The organism is Exiguobacterium sp. GL_137 (assembly GCF_057834585.1).
Genome location: NZ_CM174406.1, coordinates 2,336,144 through 2,353,043, shown reverse-complemented (window position 1 = coordinate 2,353,043; position 16,900 = coordinate 2,336,144). Strand labels below are relative to the sequence as shown.

Sequence of the window (16,900 nt, the reverse complement as noted above, 5' to 3'; positions counted from 1 at the left end):
TGATAACAAGATAAAGGAGTGGCGACATGCAATCATTTTCTACGATTCGACTCAAAGACGGGGCGACGGATTACGTCGGGCAATCAGCTGAACGCCTGCAACGTGTCATCCGCCAACTCGAGGATGGGCTCGAACAATCTAACTATACCCGATTAATCACCCCTTTAATTGAAGAAGTCGGTGGTCGGGAACAAATTCGGATGGATTTTACGACAAGTGTCGCGCGGGCGCTCAGTGAGCGGGGCCGCGAACAATATAAACGGGTCTTTTACAGTGGTTCGGTCTTCCAGCCGGAAGAAAAGTTCCAAGTCGGTTTTGAAGAGCGGGGCGTCATTGCCGAGGTTGAAGCGATCCAACTCGGTGTCCGGTTGATCGAAGAATTGACGGGTAAAGAAGTGACGTTGTCGATCGGCGACGCCGGACTGATTGAACACTTGATTGAAACCCGGGTCGGTGATCACCACCTGCGGGATCAAGTGACACAGATGTTGCGGTTACGGAACGTCATCGAACTGAAACGGATTGCCCGGGAACTCGATGATGCCTTGCTCGCCAAACTCCCGCTCTTATTTGGTCGGGAAGGGGCGGAACAGATCTTGCCGTATGTCGACGAAACCCGCTTAAATGCCGTCATCGATTTAGCAGACGCCGTCAATGCCGATCTCGACTTCGGACAGATGGGGCTGCAGACATACTATGATGGAGTGACGATTCACGGTTTCATCGAAGGTGTGACCGAGCCGGTGTTGGTCGGAGGACGATACGACCGGCTGTACGAACAATTTGGTCAGGAACAACAAGCGTTCGGGATCGGGTTTTCCGTCGAACGACTCGCGGAGGTGCTCTAAATGCGGATTGGGATTACGAAAGGCCGGCTGTCGAAAACGACGGAACGGTATTTAAAAGAAGCAGGCGTCGAAACGTGGGGGGCGATCGAACGTGAATTGATCGTCAAGCGCGGCGAACATGAATTCGTCTTCATGAAAGGATCAGATTTGATTCCGTACGTCGCCCAAGGCGTCCTCGACGTCGCGATCACCGGTAGCGACATCTTGCTCGAATCGGATCAGGAATTGTCGGAACTGGCAGAATTGCCATTCGGGATTTGCCGGATGTCGGTTTGTGCAAAAGAACCGTTGCAGTTCGAAGGCGGACGCCGGGTCCGGATTGCGACCAAATATCCGGTCATCGCGAAACGTTACTTCAGTGAACTTGGTGTCGATGTCGATATCGTGCCGCTGAACGGTTCGGTTGAACTGGCACCATTGCTCGGACTTGCCGATGCGATCGTCGATATCGTCGAAACGGGTGAAACACTCCGGGCGAACGGTCTTAATGAATACGAAAAAATCATCGATATCAACGCCCGATTCTTTACAAGCGAGTGGACGTTGAAACGCAAACGCGTCGAAGTGATTCAATTACTTGAACAGCTGACAGAAGGAGTGACTCGGTAATGGCAACGACAAAAAACTTCAGTGTCGACCGCGAGACGGAGCAAGCCGTCCGGTCGATTCTGGAACAAGTGGCAAACGACGGCGATGCAGCCGTCCGTCGCTATACAAGTGAATTTGACCGCGTGGATCTGACCGACTTCCGTCTGGATGAAACGAAGATCCAAGAAGCGTTTGATCAAGCCGATCCGAATTTGGTCGACTCGTTAAAACTGATGGCGACTCGACTCGTCGAGTGGCACGAACAAGAATTGCCGTCCGACATCGAGCTCGTCGAAGCGGACGTCACCCGTCGCCAACGGTTTGTTCCGGTTGACTCGGTCGGGATTTATGTCCCGGGCGGAGCAGCAAGTTATCCGTCGACCGTCCTGATGAACGCGATTCCGGCTAAAGTCGCCGGCGTCGAACGGGTCGTCATGGTGACACCGGTCACTGGACTCAGCACAGAAGTGTTGGTCGCGGCGAAAATCGCCGGTGTGACGGAAATCTATACGATCGGTGGCGCCCAAGCCGTCGCTGCCTTGACGTTCGGTACGGAATCGATTCAAGCAGTTGATTTGATCGTCGGACCGGGTAACCGGTTTGTTGCCGAAGCGAAACGTCAAGTCTACGGCATCGTCGGTATCGACTCAGTCGCCGGACCGTCAGAAGTCGTCGTCATCGCCGATGAGACGGCGCATCCGGACCGGATTGCTGCCGATCTCCTGGCGCAAGCAGAACACGACCGTGACGCGGTCGCGATTGCCTTTGTCCCGACAGAAGCGATGAAAGCGGACGTCGATGCGAACATCGAACGCCGTCTGCAACATTTACCACGCCAGGAGATTGCACGCCGGGCGATGGAAAACGGTGGGGTCTTCGTCGCTTCACTCGATGATGCGATTGAAGAAGCAAACCGTCTGGCAGCCGAACACTTGGAGCTCGCTGTCGCGAACCCGCAAGAGGTCGTCAAGTTGATCCGTCACGCGGGGATGATTTTCCTCGGACACGAAACACCGGAAACACTGGGCGATTATGTCGCCGGCACGAACCACGTCTTACCGACATCCGGGACGGCACGCTTTGCGTCCGGCTTATCGGCACGAACCTTCTTACGTCACCAGACGATGCTCGAAGCGACACGGGAAGGTGTCGCTCGACTAGCGAATGCCGCGAAAACGGTCGCTCGGGTCGAAGGACTCGAAGCACACGCACAAGCGATAGAAGTGAGGGAAAACTGATGCGATTACACCAAAACGAACGATTCACGGCCCACAGCCGGACGGGAATCGAGACCATTAAACAACTGGTCGAGACGTTTCCGATCAATGAATATCCGGTCGAAGTCATCGATCAAGCCAAAGCATCTTACAGCGCCTATGCCGGTGTCCGTCCCACCCAACTTGTGGCCGGGAATGGCTCCGACGAACTGATTGGTTACCTCTGTGCCCGCTACGCCGGTCCAGAGTCACCGGTCATCGCCTCGCAACCGGATTTCGTCATGTATCAGTTTTATGCTGACCGCGCACGGGCCGACTTCAGTAAAGTCCCGTTGCTCGAAGGGATGGCGCTCGATGTCGATGGACTGCTCGCTGCACCGGGCAATATCATCTTCCTCAGTCACCCGCATAATCCGTCGGGGATCCTACGGAAGGAAGCGGATGTCCGCCGATTGCTCGATAGCGGAAAATATGTCGTGATTGACGAAGCCTACATCGACTTTGCCCTCGAACAATCGATGGTCGCTCTGCTCGACGAGTATCCGAACGCGATCATTCTCCGGACGTTGTCGAAAGCGTTTGGTCTCGCGTCCCTGCGGCTTGGATTCCTGATTGCCAGTGAACAGGTCGTTGCCGAAGTCGAATCAATCAAGTCGCCATATAACGTCTCCGGACTCTCGGCCGCCGTCGGAATCGCCATCATGGCCGAGCCGGAGCTGGATCTTGTGTTAGAAGAAACGTTTGCGAGCCGGGACACGATTGCCCGTCTGGTCGAACCGCTTGGCAGAACGTATCCGAGTGCTGCGAATTTTGTTTACGTTGAATACGACGAAGCTGAACGCTTCACTGAACGTTGTGCCAACGCCGGACTGCGGATCCGTTTGTTTGACGGAGCCTTCCGCGTCAGTTGCGGCTCGACGGAAGCGATGGAAATCTTAGAGAAATGTGTAGAGGAGGAACTGCAATGCGTCGTGGGACAAGTGAACGAGTAAGTTCAGAATCAGAAATCAAGGTGGCGGTCGACCTGAGTGGCGGACCGGTTGAGATCAAGACGGGCGTCGGCTTCTTTGATCACATGTTGACGTTGTTTGCCTTCCAGGCCCGGATTGGTCTAGTGATTGAAGCGAAGGGCGATCTCTGGATTGATGCCCACCATACGGTTGAAGATACGGCGATCGTTCTCGGAGCTGCCTTGACGGAAGCGTTAGGCGACAAAGCCGGTATCGAACGGTACGGCGAATCGCGTGTGCCGATGGACGAGACGCTTGCCTCGGTCGTTCTCGACTTCAGCGGTCGTCCGTATACGGTCTTCCTCGCCGAATTCAAAAATCCGAAGCTCGGTGATTTTGATACGGAACTGGCGGAAGAGTTTTTCCAAGGCTTGTCCCGCAGTGCCCGGATGACGATTCATGCCCAAGTCCTCTACGGTTCGAATACGCACCACATGATCGAAGGACTGTTCAAGGCGCTGGGTCGGGCTGTCCGTCAAGCGGTTGCCGTAACCGGTGACGGCGTCCCGTCGACGAAAGGACTGATTGACCAATGATCGCGATCGTAGATTATGGTGTCGGCAATATCGCCAATATTGAACGGGCGTTAAAAGAGCTCGGAGAAGCCGTCATCGTCACGAGTGATCTGGAATTGCTCGGACAGGCGGAAGCGCTCGTCTTACCGGGTGTCGGTGCCTATGCCCCGGCAATGGCCCGGTTAGAAGAGACGGGATTGATTGAGTTCTTACAGGAACAAGCGACGAAAAAACCTTTCCTCGGGATTTGTCTCGGGATGCAACTGTTGTTTGAATCAAGCGATGAAGACGGACAGACACAAGGGCTCGGTATTTTACCGGGAACGGTCGAAAAGTTACCGAGTGACGTCCGCTTGCCGCACATGGGCTGGCACCAGTTGACGAACCATGGAGAAGCCGTCTATTTCGTCCACTCGTACGGTGCTGTCTGTGAACCGGACTGGATCGTCGACTCGGTCGAATACGGACGACTCGTCCCGGCCATCGTCCAAAAGGACTTGGTGACAGGGATGCAATTCCACCCGGAGAAGAGTGGCGAAGTCGGATTGAAATTACTTAAGGAATGGAGAGAGACGACATGCAACTCTACCCAGCAATCGATTTAATGAGCGGACAGGCCGTCCGGCTCAAACAAGGTGATTTTCAACAGCAGACCTTTTTCGGGGATGCGTTGACGATCGCAAGACGGTTTAAAGAAGACGGTGCGACAGCGATTCACCTGATTGATCTCGATGGCGCCAAAGCCGGTGAACCCCTTCACTTGAGCCTGATCGCGGACATCAAAAAAGAAACCGGTTTGTTCGTTGAAGCCGGCGGCGGCGTCCGCAACATCGAAACGGTCGAAGCGTACGTTGGCGCCGGGATTGATCGGATTTTGATCGGGACGGTTGCGCTCGAAGACGAAGCGTTGCTCGAACAGATGATTGAGCGGGCCGGTGATAAGCTGGCTGTGGCACTTGATGCCAAAGACGGCATCGTTCAGACACGCGGCTGGCTCGAAGCGAGTGACTGGACGCTCGAACGGGCAATCGAACACTTGATTCAAAAAGGCATCAAGACCTTTTTATATACGGACATCTCCCGCGACGGGATGATGCAGGGACCGGATGTTGACGGACTCGACCGCTTAAAACGGGACGGCGTTGAACTGATTGCGTCCGGTGGTGTGACGACGGTCGAAGACGTCGCCCGCTTAAAAGAAATCGGGATGGACGGTGCCGTCATCGGTCGTGCCTTGCTCGACGGTTCGTTGTCGTTGAAAGAGGTGCTTCGCGTATGTTGATGAAACGGATCATTCCTTGCCTCGATGTCAAGGAGGGGCGCGTCGTCAAAGGCGTGAAGTTTCAAAATCTGCGCGACCTCGGAGATCCCGTCGCCGTCGCGAAATACTATTACGAACAAGGTGCCGATGAGCTGGTGTTACTTGATATCTCAGCGACGCAGGAAGGACGCGACACGATGCTCGATATCGTCGAGCGGGTGGCGGAAGTCATCTACATGCCGTTTACGGTCGGCGGCGGCATCAAGACGCTGGAAGACGCGAAACGATTGATCCGTGCCGGTGCCGATAAAGTCTCCCTCAACTCATCGGCGTTACAGAACCCGCAACTGATTCAAGACATCAGCCGTCTGTTTGGTGTTCAGGCGACGGTCGTCGCGATCGATGCCAAGCGGACCGGTGATTCGTGGGGCGTCTTCTCGCACGGCGGCACACAAGCCGTCGGACGGGACGCAATCGAATGGGCGAAGGAAGCCGTCTCGCTTGGAGCCGGTGAACTGCTCGTCACGTCGATGGATGCCGACGGAACAAAGGATGGCTACGATTTGGAATTGATCCAACGCTTACGCGAAGTCGTCAATGTGCCGTTGATCGCCTCCGGTGGGGTCGGGACACTCGAACACTTGGCGGAAGGTCTCGAAGCGGGAGCCGATGCGGCACTGGCAGCATCGATTTTCCACGAAGCGACCTATACGATGCCGGAGACAAAAGACTACTTGAAGGCGAGAGGAGTCGACGTCCGATGATCGAATTGAATTTTTCAAAGGGACTCGTCGCGGCTGTCATCTTGGATGAAACGACAAACGATGTCCTGATGGTCGGTTTCATGGATCAGGCGGCTTACGACAAGACGCTTGCGACCGGACTCGTCACGTTTTTCTCGCGGACGAAAAACCGGCTTTGGACGAAGGGCGAGACGAGCGGGCATACGCTCGAACTACGCCGTATATGGATTGACTGCGATCAGGACAGTCTGTTGATCACCGTTAAAGCGAACGGACCGACGTGCCATACCGGCAATCGGACATGTTTCTATACAGAAGTGGAGGTGCCGCATGCTACATGAACTTGAACGCACGGTAAAAGAAAAAATCGCGTCACAAGATGAGGCGTCTTATACGAACTACCTGGTTAAAGCCGGGCGGGAAAAAATCGCCAAGAAGTTTGGCGAAGAGGCGTTTGAAGTCGTCCTCGCGGGCGACGACACACTCGCGGAAGAGACAGCGGATCTGCTGTATCATCTGACGGTGTTGCTCGCTGATCGCGGAGTATCGTTTACGGACGTTGAAGCCGTTTTGAACGAACGTCACGGGACGAAGTCGACGTTCAAGGATCGACCGGATATCGAACAGTGGTAATCCACGGCTCTGCATTCCTCAAACGGGATGCAGAGTTTTTTTGCTGAAAAAAACGGGAAAACAACAAAGGAAGTGTCATCAAATCGTCAGAACATTTTGATAGGCATTTAGTAGAAAGCGGGCGTATAATCAAGAGCATAGTCTGTTTGTCAAGAAAGTAGGTGTCATCTTGATCACGAAAAAAGAGATCACGAAAACAATCAAAGAACAATCAAAAGAAACGATCGAAGAGTTGCTTGCGAAAGGCGACTCGTTAAAAGAAGAAGTGGCTAGTGCGATCACGCACGGACTGGGTGTCATCTTCAGCATCGTCGCTTTAGTATTGCTAATCTTGCAAGCAACGAAGTCAGGCAGTGCCTGGAACATCACGGCGGTCAGTATTTTCGGGGCGACGATGATTTTACTCTATCTGTTCTCGACATTGATGCACTCACTCATGCATACGCGTGCCAATAAAGTGTTGCAGATTCTCGACCACGCGGGAATCTACTTATTGATTGCCGGGAGCTATACGCCTTTCGCCTTGATCACGTTGCGCGGACCACTCGGTTGGACGTTGCTCGGCATCGTCTGGGGTGTCGGGATACTCGGGATCATCTGGAAATTGTATTCGACCGGAAAACACGTTTGGATTTCGAACGCCTCGTATTTGATTCTCGGCTGGTGTTGTATATTCGCAATCAAACCGATGTATGAAGCGCTTGGTTTACAAGGATTCCTTCTCCTGCTTGGTGGGGGACTCGCTTATTCACTTGGTGTCATCTTTTACGTCTGGGCCCGTTTGCCTTACAATCATGCGATTTGGCATCTGTTTGTCCTCGCCGGCAGCATCTTAATTTTCTTGTCAATCTTCTATTACGTGGCGCCGGCATCGGCACCGCTGTCTTGAAAAACTTAAAGTTACGGGACTGGCTCCCGTTTACACTCTACATGCTGATTGGTGTTGGACTGCTCCTGTATTTCCGTTTTTCCGGAATGATGGAGCAGTTTGATATTCAAGCCTTGTCTGACTGGATTCGTCAGCAGGGCGCCTTCGGCATGTTGCTGTACATATTGGCTTATACGATCCGTCCGCTCGTCTTTTTCCCGGCGAGTCTGTTGACGGTGTTTGGCGGTTATACCTACGGTCCGTGGATCGGGACGCTTCTCGATGTCGTCGGTGCAGGGACCGGAAGTTTATTAAGTTTTTGGATTGCCCGTTTGCTCGGTCGACGCGGCATCGAAAAGATCATCGGAACCGGTAAATTGACGGTTCTCGATGAACGGATCGCAACGAATGGATTCGTCGTCGTCTTGATTGTCCGGTTGATTCCACTGTTTCCGTTTGACGCGATCAGTTATGCATCCGGTCTGTCGAAAATTAAATTCCGGCAGTTTGCGCTCGCCAGTTACCTCGGTATCATTCCTGGAGCTTTTGTCTACAACAATATCGGCGCCAGTCTCCGGGACCCGTTTTCCTGGCAATTTTTCTTTGCGATTTTTTTGTACCTGCTCTTTTTCATCATCGGTTTTTTTGCACAACGAAAACTTCGAAAAAAACAAAACATCGAGCACATGTAAGCGCTTTATGTCATAATATGAATGCAGAGATGTGAACCGACATGGTAAAACAGCCTAGCATTTATTTAGGGGGAGTAATGAGTGATGGAACGAGTATTACGGGATGGTTTTATCTTCTTATCGCAAAATAAGACTTTGAATGGTCTGGCGAAACGGTATGGTCTGAAGTTCGGTGCAGGGCGCTTTGTGGCAGGGGATTCATTGGAAGCTTCAAAACGGGCGATTCAAGATTTGAATTCAAAGGGATTGTGCGTCACGATGGATCACCTCGGTGAATTCATCTCGACGGTTGCTGAAGCGGAAATGATGACGCAGGAATGTATTCGGGCAGTGGAAATGATTGCGGAAGAGAAATTAGACTCGCAACTTTCACTGAAATTGACATCACTTGGTCTTGATATCTCGGATGAATTGATCCGCTCGAACATGGAACGGATTTTGACACGGGCGAAGGAAGTCGGCGTGTTCGTCACGATCGATATGGAAGACGAGCCTCGTTGTGAAAAGACGATTCAACTGTTCGAAGAATTACGTCAGTCATTTGATAATATCGGAACGGTCATTCAGTCGTACTTGTACCGGTCGGAAGACGACATCAAACGTGTCGGCCGGTTCGAGACAAACTTACGGATCGTCAAGGGGGCTTACAAAGAGCCGGCAACGGTCGCTTTCCCGGAAAAAGAAGACGTCGATCATAACTACATCAAGCTCGTAAAACTTCAACTGTCACTCGGTAACTATGCCGCGGTCGCGACGCATGACGATGCGATGATCGAACAGATTATCCGCTATGCGAAAGACAACGGTATCGGCAACGACAAGTTCGAATTCCAGATGCTGTACGGCATCCGTGTCGAGCGTCAGCTTGAACTCGTGAAGCTTGGCTATAAAGTCCGCGTCTACGTCCCGTACGGCCGTGACTGGTACGGTTACTTCATGCGCCGTTTGGCGGAACGTCCGGCGAACGTGGCATTTGTACTCAAAGGCATGGTCAAAGGTTAATAGGGAAATGCGAGATGGAGCTGTCATGGCTTCATCTTTTTGTTTTATCGTTTGAAAGATTTTTCTCTTCCCGTGCTTTCCTCGGGCGAGACGCAAGTCGCGGCTCTTTGACCCATCGGATCAATGAGCCGGGTCTCGCCTGTCTCTGACAGCGCAAAAACCGCGCTTTTTCCCGTAGGAGTCACGGGAAAAAATCTTTCTTCACTTACTACATATACTACATAGGAGGTATGGTCATGGATGTAACGGAACAGCAGTTGAAAATGCAGCTGCAACAAGAGGATACTATTATTTCGGAGGAACTGCTTGATCAGATGCTGCACCACATCGGCAGTTTGGATCCGGTCCTTCGCGATGACCTGATTTTTTCAAAACTAGCGGAATGGATCATGTCAGGAGAGTTCACGGTGACGTCTGCTAAACGAATTGTCTCGTTTGTACTCAGTCCGGACGGCTTGTTTTATAAAATGAAGACTTCCGATGATACAGCAGTCTTTACCCGTTCGTTTTCAGCGTTGCTTCTTGCAGTAGTACTTGAAACAGACGTTGCGCATCCACAACTGGAGGAGAAGACATACGAACAGATATCTAATCAATTATTGGAATATCTGAGTAACGAAACCGACTTTAGGGGGTTTGTTCCTGACTATGGTTGGGCGCATAGTATTGCCCATATTGCCGATGCCTACGACGCTTGGTTCAAGCATCCCCGGTGTCAGGTCAAGAATGAGCAAGCGGCGATTGCCCGGTTCATCGAGATTTTGATGACACCAGACTATGTTTTTATCGATGAAGAACAGGAACGTGTCATCACAGCTTGGTTAGCGGCAAGAGAACGAGGAATGACAGACGAAATCTTTTTTACGACGATTGAGACATCAGTCCAAGCATTGCTTGATCTACCGGTGAATTGGAGCGACGAACGATTTACTGTCCTCCGCAATACAAAACAATTACTACGGACACTGTACTTTCGGGTGAAATGGCAAGACAAGACATCTACGCTCCCGGAACTGATTGAACACTTGTTGTTTCAAATCCATCAACGCTATCAGTAAACAAAAACAGACGTGTCCACTCGACTTCTACGGGAAAAGGAAGCTTGCTTCCGTCAGGGACAGGCAAGACCCGATCATCGTTAGATGGGCGCGGCTTGCGTCCCGCCCGAGAAAAGCGGATGGACATACGTCTGTTTTAGAACTTATGATTTTGTGGTTCTTCAGCACTCAATCCATTTACTGCGTCCGAAAAGCAAACAAACAAGAAAACGCATGGGCCTGATCGAGTAACCGGTGTCCGGTCATGACGGCACCTTCTTTTTGAATGACAGCTTCGTCAAGCAACGTCCAGCCGAGTTCATCTGCCAGTTGGACGAGTTCCCACGGCATCATCGTATTGCCCATCGGTGCGTCTTCTCCGTGCAGGCGACGGTACGATAACGCTCGTGGTGCCGCCGTTGGTCCGAGCAGACTGATGACGACGAGTGGAGAAACGCGGCTGATCTCTTTAAGTACCGTGAGGGGATGCGTCGACCATTCGAGTGAGTTGACGGCAAGGACGACGTCAAACGTATCATCCGCAAACGGTAACGCTTCGCCGGTTCCGACGACGAAGTCGAGTGCCGGTGATTTGTCACGGGCGATCCGGATCATCTCTTCCGACAAATCAAGTCCTGTGACCTGAAACGCGTCCGCGAGTAACCGGCAGGCCGCGCCGTCGCCGCATCCTAAGTCGAGTAAGTTGCCGGACGTGATGACCGACTTCAGAAACGGAATGATTGTTTTCCGGCTGCCTGTCGTCCACATCATCTCCGATCGTTCCGCCCAATCCGTCGCTTTTTGATCCCATAATTGTTCCGTCGGTTTCATGAGAATTCCCCCTTTGCTTTCAGTCTAACAGGAAAATTTGACCAATAGCTGATTTTTTATTGCTACTGAATGATAATTCATTTATGATGGAGAGGTAGAAGGAAGCAGTGGAAAAACGGACGGCTTCTTTTTTTGTCAGAATAATGAATGGTTGTTCATTCAATTACGAATCAGGGGGTCTATCATGGCGAGTCAAATCGGTCAGCCGACCACAGTACACACGACGAAACATATTCAATTCGCCGTCATTATCGGTTCAGGGGTCATGGGTGCAGGGATTGCCGCACACCTCGCGAACGCGGGAATCCGGACATTGATGCTTGATATCGTACCAAAAGAATTAACCGCACAGGAGACGAAACAAGGATTGACGCTTGATGATGCAGCAGTTCGTTCACGGATTGCCCGTGACAACCGTCAGAAGTTGCTCAAACAAAATCCGGCACCACTGGCTTCGAAGCAGTTACTCGATTTAATTGAAGTCGGAAACCTCGAAGACGACTTGGAACGTCTCAAAGAAGCGGACTGGGTGATTGAAGTCATCGTCGAACGGCTTGACGTCAAACAACAGTTGTTTGCGACAATCGAACCGTTCTTACGCGAAGATGCGATCGTCAGTTCAAACACGTCAGGGATTTCAATCGAAGCGATGCGTCAAGGACGTTCGGATTCCTTTAACGCTCGGTTCCTCGGGACTCACTTCTTTAATCCGCCGCGTTACTTGAAGTTACTGGAACTGATTCCGACAAGTGACACGGATCCGGAAGTCGTCCGGTTCATGAAACAGTTTGCAGAAGAACGTCTCGGTAAAGGGGTCGTCATCGCAAAAGATACACCAAACTTCATCGGCAACCGGATCGGCACATACGGTCTGCTCGTCACACTGGATGAGATGAAGAAGGGCGGCTATTCGATCGGGGAGGTCGATTCCGTCACCGGACCATTACTTGGTCGTCCAAGCTCAGCGACGTTCCGGACGCTTGATGTCGTGGGGATCGACACATTCGTTCACGTTGCGAACAACGTCTACGACTTGTTACCGGACGGAGCGGAAAAAGACACGTTCGCCGTGCCGGCAGAAATGAAACGGTTGGTCGACGAAGGGTCACTCGGAGCGAAGTCGGGACAAGGATTCTACAAAAAAGTCGGCAAACAGATCCTGGAACTTGATCTTGCAACTTTTGAATACGTCGAAAAGAGAGCGCTTACTGAGCCGTCGATCGGCCAAGCAAAAGCTCTTCCGGGCGCCAAAAACAAACTGAAAGCCGTTGTCTTTGCGAAGGACCGTGTCGGTGCCTTATTGTGGCCGATCCATGCGAAGACGTTACTGTACTCGGCTCAACTGACACACGAAATCGCGGATGACATCAAAGCGATTGACGAAGCGATGAAATGGGGCTTCGGTTGGAAGATGGGACCGTTCGAGACATGGGATGCTCTCGGCGTCGAGAAGACGGTCGCGAAGATGAAGCAGGACGGCTATGACGTACCGGCTTGGGTCGACGAAATGCTCGCGTCAGGCGTAACCAGTTTCTACAACGAAGATGGTCAGTTCTATGATGCGCAGACACAAACGTATGTCGGCAGTGCCGTCAATCCGAAAGAAATCCGCTTACGCGACGTCCGCAAATCAAACGGCGTCTTACTTGAAAACAACGGTGCTCGCCTGCTTGATCTTGGTGACGATGTCGCAGTCCTTGAATTCACGTCGAAGAGTAACGCGATCGGCGTCGACATCATGCAGATGATCGAACAGTCGATTGATCTCGTTGAAAAAAATCACCGGGGTCTTGTCATCGCCAACGACGGCAAAAACTTCTGTGTCGGAGCGAACCTCGCGATGATGTTGATGGAAGCAGAGGATGAAAACTGGTTCGAACTCGACTGGATCATCAATAAGTTCCAGCAGTCGATTCAAAAAATCCGTTACGCGTCCCGTCCGATCGTCGTTGCACCGCAAGGGATGACGCTTGGCGGCGGAACGGAGATTTCGCTTCCGGCAGCCCGTCTGCAGGCAGGTCTTGAAACGTATATGGGACTGGTTGAAGTCGGTGTTGGTCTGATTCCAGGAGGCGGCGGAAACGTCAACACGTATCGTCGTCTGCTCGAAAATACACCGGACGGACTCGTCAACATCGAAAAAGCCGCGCAGAAGACGTTTGAGAACGTCGCGATGGCGAAGGTTTCGAAATCGGCCTTTGAAGCCCGGGAACTCGGGTATGTCCGGACCGTCGATCAAATTTCGATGAACCGTGATCACCTGACGCATGATGCGAAACAACTGATCCTTGAGCTCGACCGGACCGGTTACACGGCTCCAGCCCGTTCACGGATTCCAGTCGTTGGTCGTGCAGGGAAAGCGACGCTTGAACTTGCAACTCGCGAGATGTTCTACGGCGGCTATATCTCGGAACATGATTTAAAAATTGCAAGTAAACTCGCACACGTCATTGCCGGTGGGAACGTCTCGTTTGGCACACAAGTCGATGAGCAGTACATGCTCGATATCGAACGGGAAGCCTTCTTGAGCTTGATCGGCGAACTGAAAACACAACAACGGATGCAGCATATGCTTGTCAAAGGCAAGCCGCTCCGTAACTGATGACTGGGGGGATTCGAATGAAGGAAGCAGTAATCATCGCTGGTGCACGGACACCAGTCGGCAAAGCCAAAAAAGGATCGTTTAAGTCGATGCGTTCTGATGAACTCGCAGGAATCGCCATCAAGGAAACATTGAAACGCGCGAACTACACCGGAGCAATCGATGACGTCATTCTCGGTTGTGCCTTACCGGAAGCTGAACAAGGGATGAACATCGCCCGGTATGCATCGGTCCTCGGAGGACTGTCGCATGAAGTGCCGGCGATCACGATCAACCGGTATTGCTCGTCCGGTCTCCAATCGATTGCCGATGCGTCGATGAAGATCATGACAGGACAAGCGACAGCTGTCATCGCCGGTGGACTCGAATCGATGAGCCAAATTCCGATGCCAGGACACGTCGTACGACCGAATCCATCAATCGTCGAGACGGCACCGGAATATTATATGAGCATGGGGCATACGGCAGAGCAAGTCGCTTCGACCTATCAAGTCTCACGCGAAGATCAAGATGCCTTTGCACTGAAAAGCCATCAAAAAGCAGCCGCTGCGATTGCGTCCGGCAAGTTCGTCGACGAAATCGTCCCGGTGACGGTCACGGAACAATACGTCAACGATGAGTTGAAGATTGAAGAAAAGACGTGGATCGTCGAACATGACGAAGGTGTCCGCGCCGATTCATCACCGGAAGGTCTCGCCAAGCTCCGTCCGGCATTCCGCCTCGGCGGAAGTGTCACAGCGGGCAACTCGTCTCAGACATCAGACGGTGCTGCTGCCGTCTTGATCATGGAACGCGAAGAAGCGGAACGCCAAGGACTGCCGATTCTCGGAAAGTTCAAATCGTTTGCCGTCGGTGGTGTCCGTCCGGAAGTCATGGGAATCGGACCGGTCGTCGCGATTCCAAAGGCACTGGAACTCGCTGGCATCACGCTCGAAGATGTCGGATTGATTGAATTAAACGAAGCCTTTGCATCCCAGTCACTCGGTGTCATCCGGGAACTCGGTCTGAATGAAGACATCGTCAACGTTAACGGCGGCGCGATTGCGCTTGGTCATCCGCTCGGTTGTACCGGAACGAAACTGACGTTAACACTTTTGCATGAAATGAAACGACGGAACGTCCAATACGGCGTCGTCTCGATGTGTATTGGCGGCGGCATGGGTGCTGCCGGCGTATTCGAACTAGTTGAAGGAGGAACAGGACAATGAGCCAAACAACAAACGAATTGATTAAAGGTGGAAGTTTTGTACTGGATGAGTTACAAGCGGATCGTCTCTTTACACCGGAAGATTTTTCGGAAGAACACAAAATGGTTGGTGACATGACGGCGAAGTTCGTCGAAGACCGTGTCGTTCCAGTCCTCGACCGGATCGAAAAACATGAGTTCGAATTGTCGGTCGGTTTACTGCGCGAAGCAGGCGAGCTCGGCTTGCTTGGTGCAGACGTTCCGGAAGCCTACGGCGGCTATCAAATGGATAAGATTTCATCGTCGATCATCACGGAGAAGTTTGCCCGCGGCCGTTCGTTTGCTCTCAGTTACGGTGCCCACGTCGGGATCGGTTCGTTGCCAATCGTCTTCTTCGGAAACGAAGAGCAAAAACAAAAATATCTCCCGAAACTGTCGTCTGGTGAATGGATTGCGTCTTACGCGTTGACAGAACCGGGCTCAGGTTCGGATGCGCTCGGTGCGAAAACGACGGCTGTCCTGAATGAAGCCGGCACACACTACATCCTGAACGGGGAAAAACAATGGATCACGAATGCCGGTTTTGCCAGCCTGTTCGTCGTCTACGCGAAAATCGACGGTGACAAATTCACGGCGTTCCTCGTCGAAGGCGAGTACCCGGGCGTCTCGACCGGACTCGAAGAACAGAAGATGGGAATCAAAGGATCGTCAACACGGACGTTGATCCTGCAAGATGCGGAAGTACCGGTTGAAAACGTCCTCGGTGAAATCGGTCGCGGACACGTCATCGCCTTTAACATCTTAAACGTCGGACGGTATAAACTCGCAGTTGGTGCGGTCGGATCATCAAAACGGGCGATCGACCTTGCCGTCCAGTATTCCAATGAGCGGAAACAGTTCAAGACACCAATCAGCTCATTCCCGTTGATCCAGGAAAAACTGGCGACGATGTCAGCGCAGACGTATGCGATGGAGAGCTCGGTCTACCGGACCGGCGGATTGTTCCAGGACAGTCTCGATCAGTTGTCGGAAGAAGAGAGCAAGGATGGCAAGAAAATCGCCGATGCGATTGCCGAATACGCGATTGAATGCTCGATGAACAAAGTTTTTGCTTCGGAAACATTTGATTATGTCATCGACGAAGCGGTCCAGATTCACGGCGGGTACGGCTTCATGGCCGAATACGAAGTCGAGAACATGTACCGTGATTCACGGATCAACCGAATCTTCGAAGGAACAAACGAAATCAACCGTCTGCTCGTACCGGGCACGTTGCTGAAAAAAGCAATGAAAGGCGACCTACCGCTTCTCGCAGAAGCGCAACGTCTGCAACAGGAAATCATGAGCTTCATGCCGACGGAAGTCGGATCAGAGCCGCTTGACCGTGAACGTCATTTACTTGCGATGATGAAAAAGATCTTCCTGCTGACGGCCGGAACAGCCGTTCAGAAGTATCAGGACAAGCTCCAAGGCGAACAGGAAATCCTTGCGAACACGGCAGACATCATGAGTGCGATCTATGCACTGGAGTCAGCCATCGTCCGGACGGAAAAAGCGATTGCCGCCAAAGGCGTCGAGAAAAACGAATTGAAAATCCGTTACACGGAAGTCTTCGCGCAACAAGCCTTTGAAGGCGTCGAGCGGGACGCGAAGGAAACGTTGTACGCGGCAGCGAGCGGCGACGAACTCCGGATGCTGCTCTCGGCACTGAAGAAATTCAGCCGGTACCAGCCGATCAACTCGATCGGAACAAAACGTTTGATTGCGAAACGTTTGATCGAAGCGAACAAATATACAGTCTAAGTCAGGTTTACCGATTCGCCTTTGCAGGGAAAATCTCTGTAAGGGCGAATTTTTTCATTGAAGG

Annotated in this window: 16 protein-coding genes and 1 pseudogene; 16 read left to right on the top strand and 1 reads right to left on the bottom strand. The window is 52.1% G+C overall.

Annotated elements, in window-relative coordinates:
• Positions 1–26: 26 nt before the first annotated feature.
• The 13 genes and pseudogenes from AC3IRK_RS12345 to AC3IRK_RS12285 all read left to right on the top strand — a co-directional run bounded on the left by AC3IRK_RS12345 (position 27) and on the right by AC3IRK_RS12285 (position 10,435).
• The gene (locus tag AC3IRK_RS12345; RefSeq protein WP_026827608.1) at positions 27–848 is read left to right on the top strand and encodes an ATP phosphoribosyltransferase regulatory subunit; all 822 of its coding nucleotides are present in this window, start codon (positions 27–29) and stop codon (positions 846–848) included.
• The gene (gene hisG, locus AC3IRK_RS12340) at positions 849–1,457 is read left to right on the top strand and encodes an ATP phosphoribosyltransferase (protein WP_012371233.1); all 609 of its coding nucleotides are present in this window, start codon (positions 849–851) and stop codon (positions 1,455–1,457) included.
• Positions 1,457–2,674, top strand: coding sequence for a histidinol dehydrogenase (gene hisD / locus AC3IRK_RS12335; protein ID WP_489170019.1), 1,218 nt, complete (start codon positions 1,457–1,459; stop codon positions 2,672–2,674). The genes hisG and hisD overlap by 1 nt, the downstream gene beginning before the upstream one ends.
• A complete protein-coding gene (locus AC3IRK_RS12330) occupies positions 2,674–3,645 on the top strand; it encodes a pyridoxal phosphate-dependent aminotransferase (RefSeq protein ID WP_214853044.1) in 972 nt (323 codons plus the stop codon). Before hisD ends, AC3IRK_RS12330 begins: the two co-directional genes overlap by 1 nt.
• The gene (hisB, locus tag AC3IRK_RS12325) at positions 3,618–4,199 is read left to right on the top strand and encodes an imidazoleglycerol-phosphate dehydratase HisB (RefSeq protein WP_012371230.1); all 582 of its coding nucleotides are present in this window, start codon (positions 3,618–3,620) and stop codon (positions 4,197–4,199) included. Before AC3IRK_RS12330 ends, hisB begins: the two co-directional genes overlap by 28 nt.
• Entirely contained in the window at positions 4,196–4,783 is a 588-nt protein-coding gene (gene hisH / locus AC3IRK_RS12320) for an imidazole glycerol phosphate synthase subunit HisH (RefSeq protein WP_028105794.1), read from the top strand. The genes hisB and hisH overlap by 4 nt, the downstream gene beginning before the upstream one ends.
• Positions 4,756–5,460, top strand: coding sequence for a 1-(5-phosphoribosyl)-5-[(5-phosphoribosylamino)methylideneamino]imidazole-4-carboxamide isomerase (gene hisA / locus AC3IRK_RS12315; protein WP_214722093.1), 705 nt, complete (start codon positions 4,756–4,758; stop codon positions 5,458–5,460). Before hisH ends, hisA begins: the two co-directional genes overlap by 28 nt.
• A complete protein-coding gene (hisF, locus tag AC3IRK_RS12310; RefSeq protein ID WP_026827613.1) occupies positions 5,454–6,203 on the top strand; it encodes an imidazole glycerol phosphate synthase subunit HisF in 750 nt (249 codons plus the stop codon). The genes hisA and hisF overlap by 7 nt, the downstream gene beginning before the upstream one ends.
• A pseudogene (gene hisIE, locus AC3IRK_RS12305) lies at positions 6,200–6,815 on the top strand (bifunctional phosphoribosyl-AMP cyclohydrolase/phosphoribosyl-ATP diphosphatase HisIE). The gene hisF and the pseudogene hisIE overlap by 4 nt, the downstream one beginning before the upstream one ends.
• A 223-nt stretch (positions 6,816–7,038) precedes the next feature.
• Positions 7,039–7,704: a PAQR family membrane homeostasis protein TrhA gene (trhA, locus tag AC3IRK_RS12300; protein WP_489170732.1), complete on the top strand. Its 666-nt coding sequence runs from the start codon at positions 7,039–7,041 to the stop codon at positions 7,702–7,704.
• The gene (locus AC3IRK_RS12295; protein ID WP_489170018.1) at positions 7,701–8,375 is read left to right on the top strand and encodes a TVP38/TMEM64 family protein; all 675 of its coding nucleotides are present in this window, start codon (positions 7,701–7,703) and stop codon (positions 8,373–8,375) included. The genes trhA and AC3IRK_RS12295 overlap by 4 nt, the downstream gene beginning before the upstream one ends.
• Before the next feature lie 84 nt (positions 8,376–8,459).
• A complete protein-coding gene (locus AC3IRK_RS12290; RefSeq protein ID WP_026832202.1) occupies positions 8,460–9,377 on the top strand; it encodes a proline dehydrogenase family protein in 918 nt (305 codons plus the stop codon).
• 236 nt (positions 9,378–9,613) lie between these two features.
• Positions 9,614–10,435: a DUF2785 domain-containing protein gene (locus tag AC3IRK_RS12285; protein WP_489170017.1), complete on the top strand. Its 822-nt coding sequence runs from the start codon at positions 9,614–9,616 to the stop codon at positions 10,433–10,435.
• 177 nt (positions 10,436–10,612) lie between these two features.
• Here AC3IRK_RS12285 and AC3IRK_RS12280 read toward each other — a convergent pair whose 3' ends face one another.
• Complete coding sequence (locus AC3IRK_RS12280) at positions 10,613–11,245, bottom strand: class I SAM-dependent methyltransferase (RefSeq protein WP_489170016.1); 633 nt, start codon at positions 11,243–11,245, stop codon at positions 10,613–10,615.
• Positions 11,246–11,429: 184 nt separating this feature from the next.
• Here AC3IRK_RS12280 and AC3IRK_RS12275 point away from each other — a divergent pair, with 184 nt between their 5' ends.
• Genes AC3IRK_RS12275 through AC3IRK_RS12265 form a run of 3 tightly spaced genes read left to right on the top strand, consistent with a single transcriptional unit; the run spans position 11,430 to position 16,836 of the window.
• Positions 11,430–13,847, top strand: a complete 2,418-nt coding sequence (locus AC3IRK_RS12275) for a 3-hydroxyacyl-CoA dehydrogenase NAD-binding domain-containing protein (RefSeq protein WP_489170015.1) — start codon at positions 11,430–11,432, stop codon at positions 13,845–13,847.
• Between the two features lie 17 nt (positions 13,848–13,864).
• A complete protein-coding gene (locus AC3IRK_RS12270; protein WP_489170014.1) occupies positions 13,865–15,055 on the top strand; it encodes an acetyl-CoA C-acetyltransferase in 1,191 nt (396 codons plus the stop codon).
• A complete protein-coding gene (locus tag AC3IRK_RS12265) occupies positions 15,052–16,836 on the top strand; it encodes an acyl-CoA dehydrogenase FadE (RefSeq protein WP_489170013.1) in 1,785 nt (594 codons plus the stop codon). Before AC3IRK_RS12270 ends, AC3IRK_RS12265 begins: the two co-directional genes overlap by 4 nt.
• The last annotated feature ends 64 nt before the right edge of the window (positions 16,837–16,900 follow it).

Bases quoted from the DNA above. Each gene is read 5' to 3' on its own strand.
- AC3IRK_RS12280 (WP_489170016.1), bottom strand. From the start codon at position 11,245: ATGAAACCGACGGAACAATTATGGGATCAAAAAGCGACGGATTGGGCG.
- AC3IRK_RS12290 (WP_026832202.1), top strand. From the start codon at position 8,460: ATGGAACGAGTATTACGGGATGGTTTTATCTTCTTATCGCAAAATAAG.
- hisA (WP_214722093.1), top strand. From the start codon at position 4,756: ATGCAACTCTACCCAGCAATCGATTTAATGAGCGGACAGGCCGTCCGG.
- AC3IRK_RS12275 (WP_489170015.1), top strand. From the start codon at position 11,430: ATGGCGAGTCAAATCGGTCAGCCGACCACAGTACACACGACGAAACAT.
- hisF (WP_026827613.1), top strand. From the start codon at position 5,454: ATGTTGATGAAACGGATCATTCCTTGCCTCGATGTCAAGGAGGGGCGC.
- AC3IRK_RS12285 (WP_489170017.1), top strand. From the start codon at position 9,614: ATGGATGTAACGGAACAGCAGTTGAAAATGCAGCTGCAACAAGAGGAT.
- AC3IRK_RS12265 (WP_489170013.1), top strand. From the start codon at position 15,052: ATGAGCCAAACAACAAACGAATTGATTAAAGGTGGAAGTTTTGTACTG.
- AC3IRK_RS12345 (WP_026827608.1), top strand. From the start codon at position 27: ATGCAATCATTTTCTACGATTCGACTCAAAGACGGGGCGACGGATTAC.
- AC3IRK_RS12270 (WP_489170014.1), top strand. From the start codon at position 13,865: ATGAAGGAAGCAGTAATCATCGCTGGTGCACGGACACCAGTCGGCAAA.
- hisH (WP_028105794.1), top strand. From the start codon at position 4,196: ATGATCGCGATCGTAGATTATGGTGTCGGCAATATCGCCAATATTGAA.
- hisB (WP_012371230.1), top strand. From the start codon at position 3,618: ATGCGTCGTGGGACAAGTGAACGAGTAAGTTCAGAATCAGAAATCAAG.
- hisG (WP_012371233.1), top strand. From the start codon at position 849: ATGCGGATTGGGATTACGAAAGGCCGGCTGTCGAAAACGACGGAACGG.
- AC3IRK_RS12330 (WP_214853044.1), top strand. From the start codon at position 2,674: ATGCGATTACACCAAAACGAACGATTCACGGCCCACAGCCGGACGGGA.
- hisD (WP_489170019.1), top strand. From the start codon at position 1,457: ATGGCAACGACAAAAAACTTCAGTGTCGACCGCGAGACGGAGCAAGCC.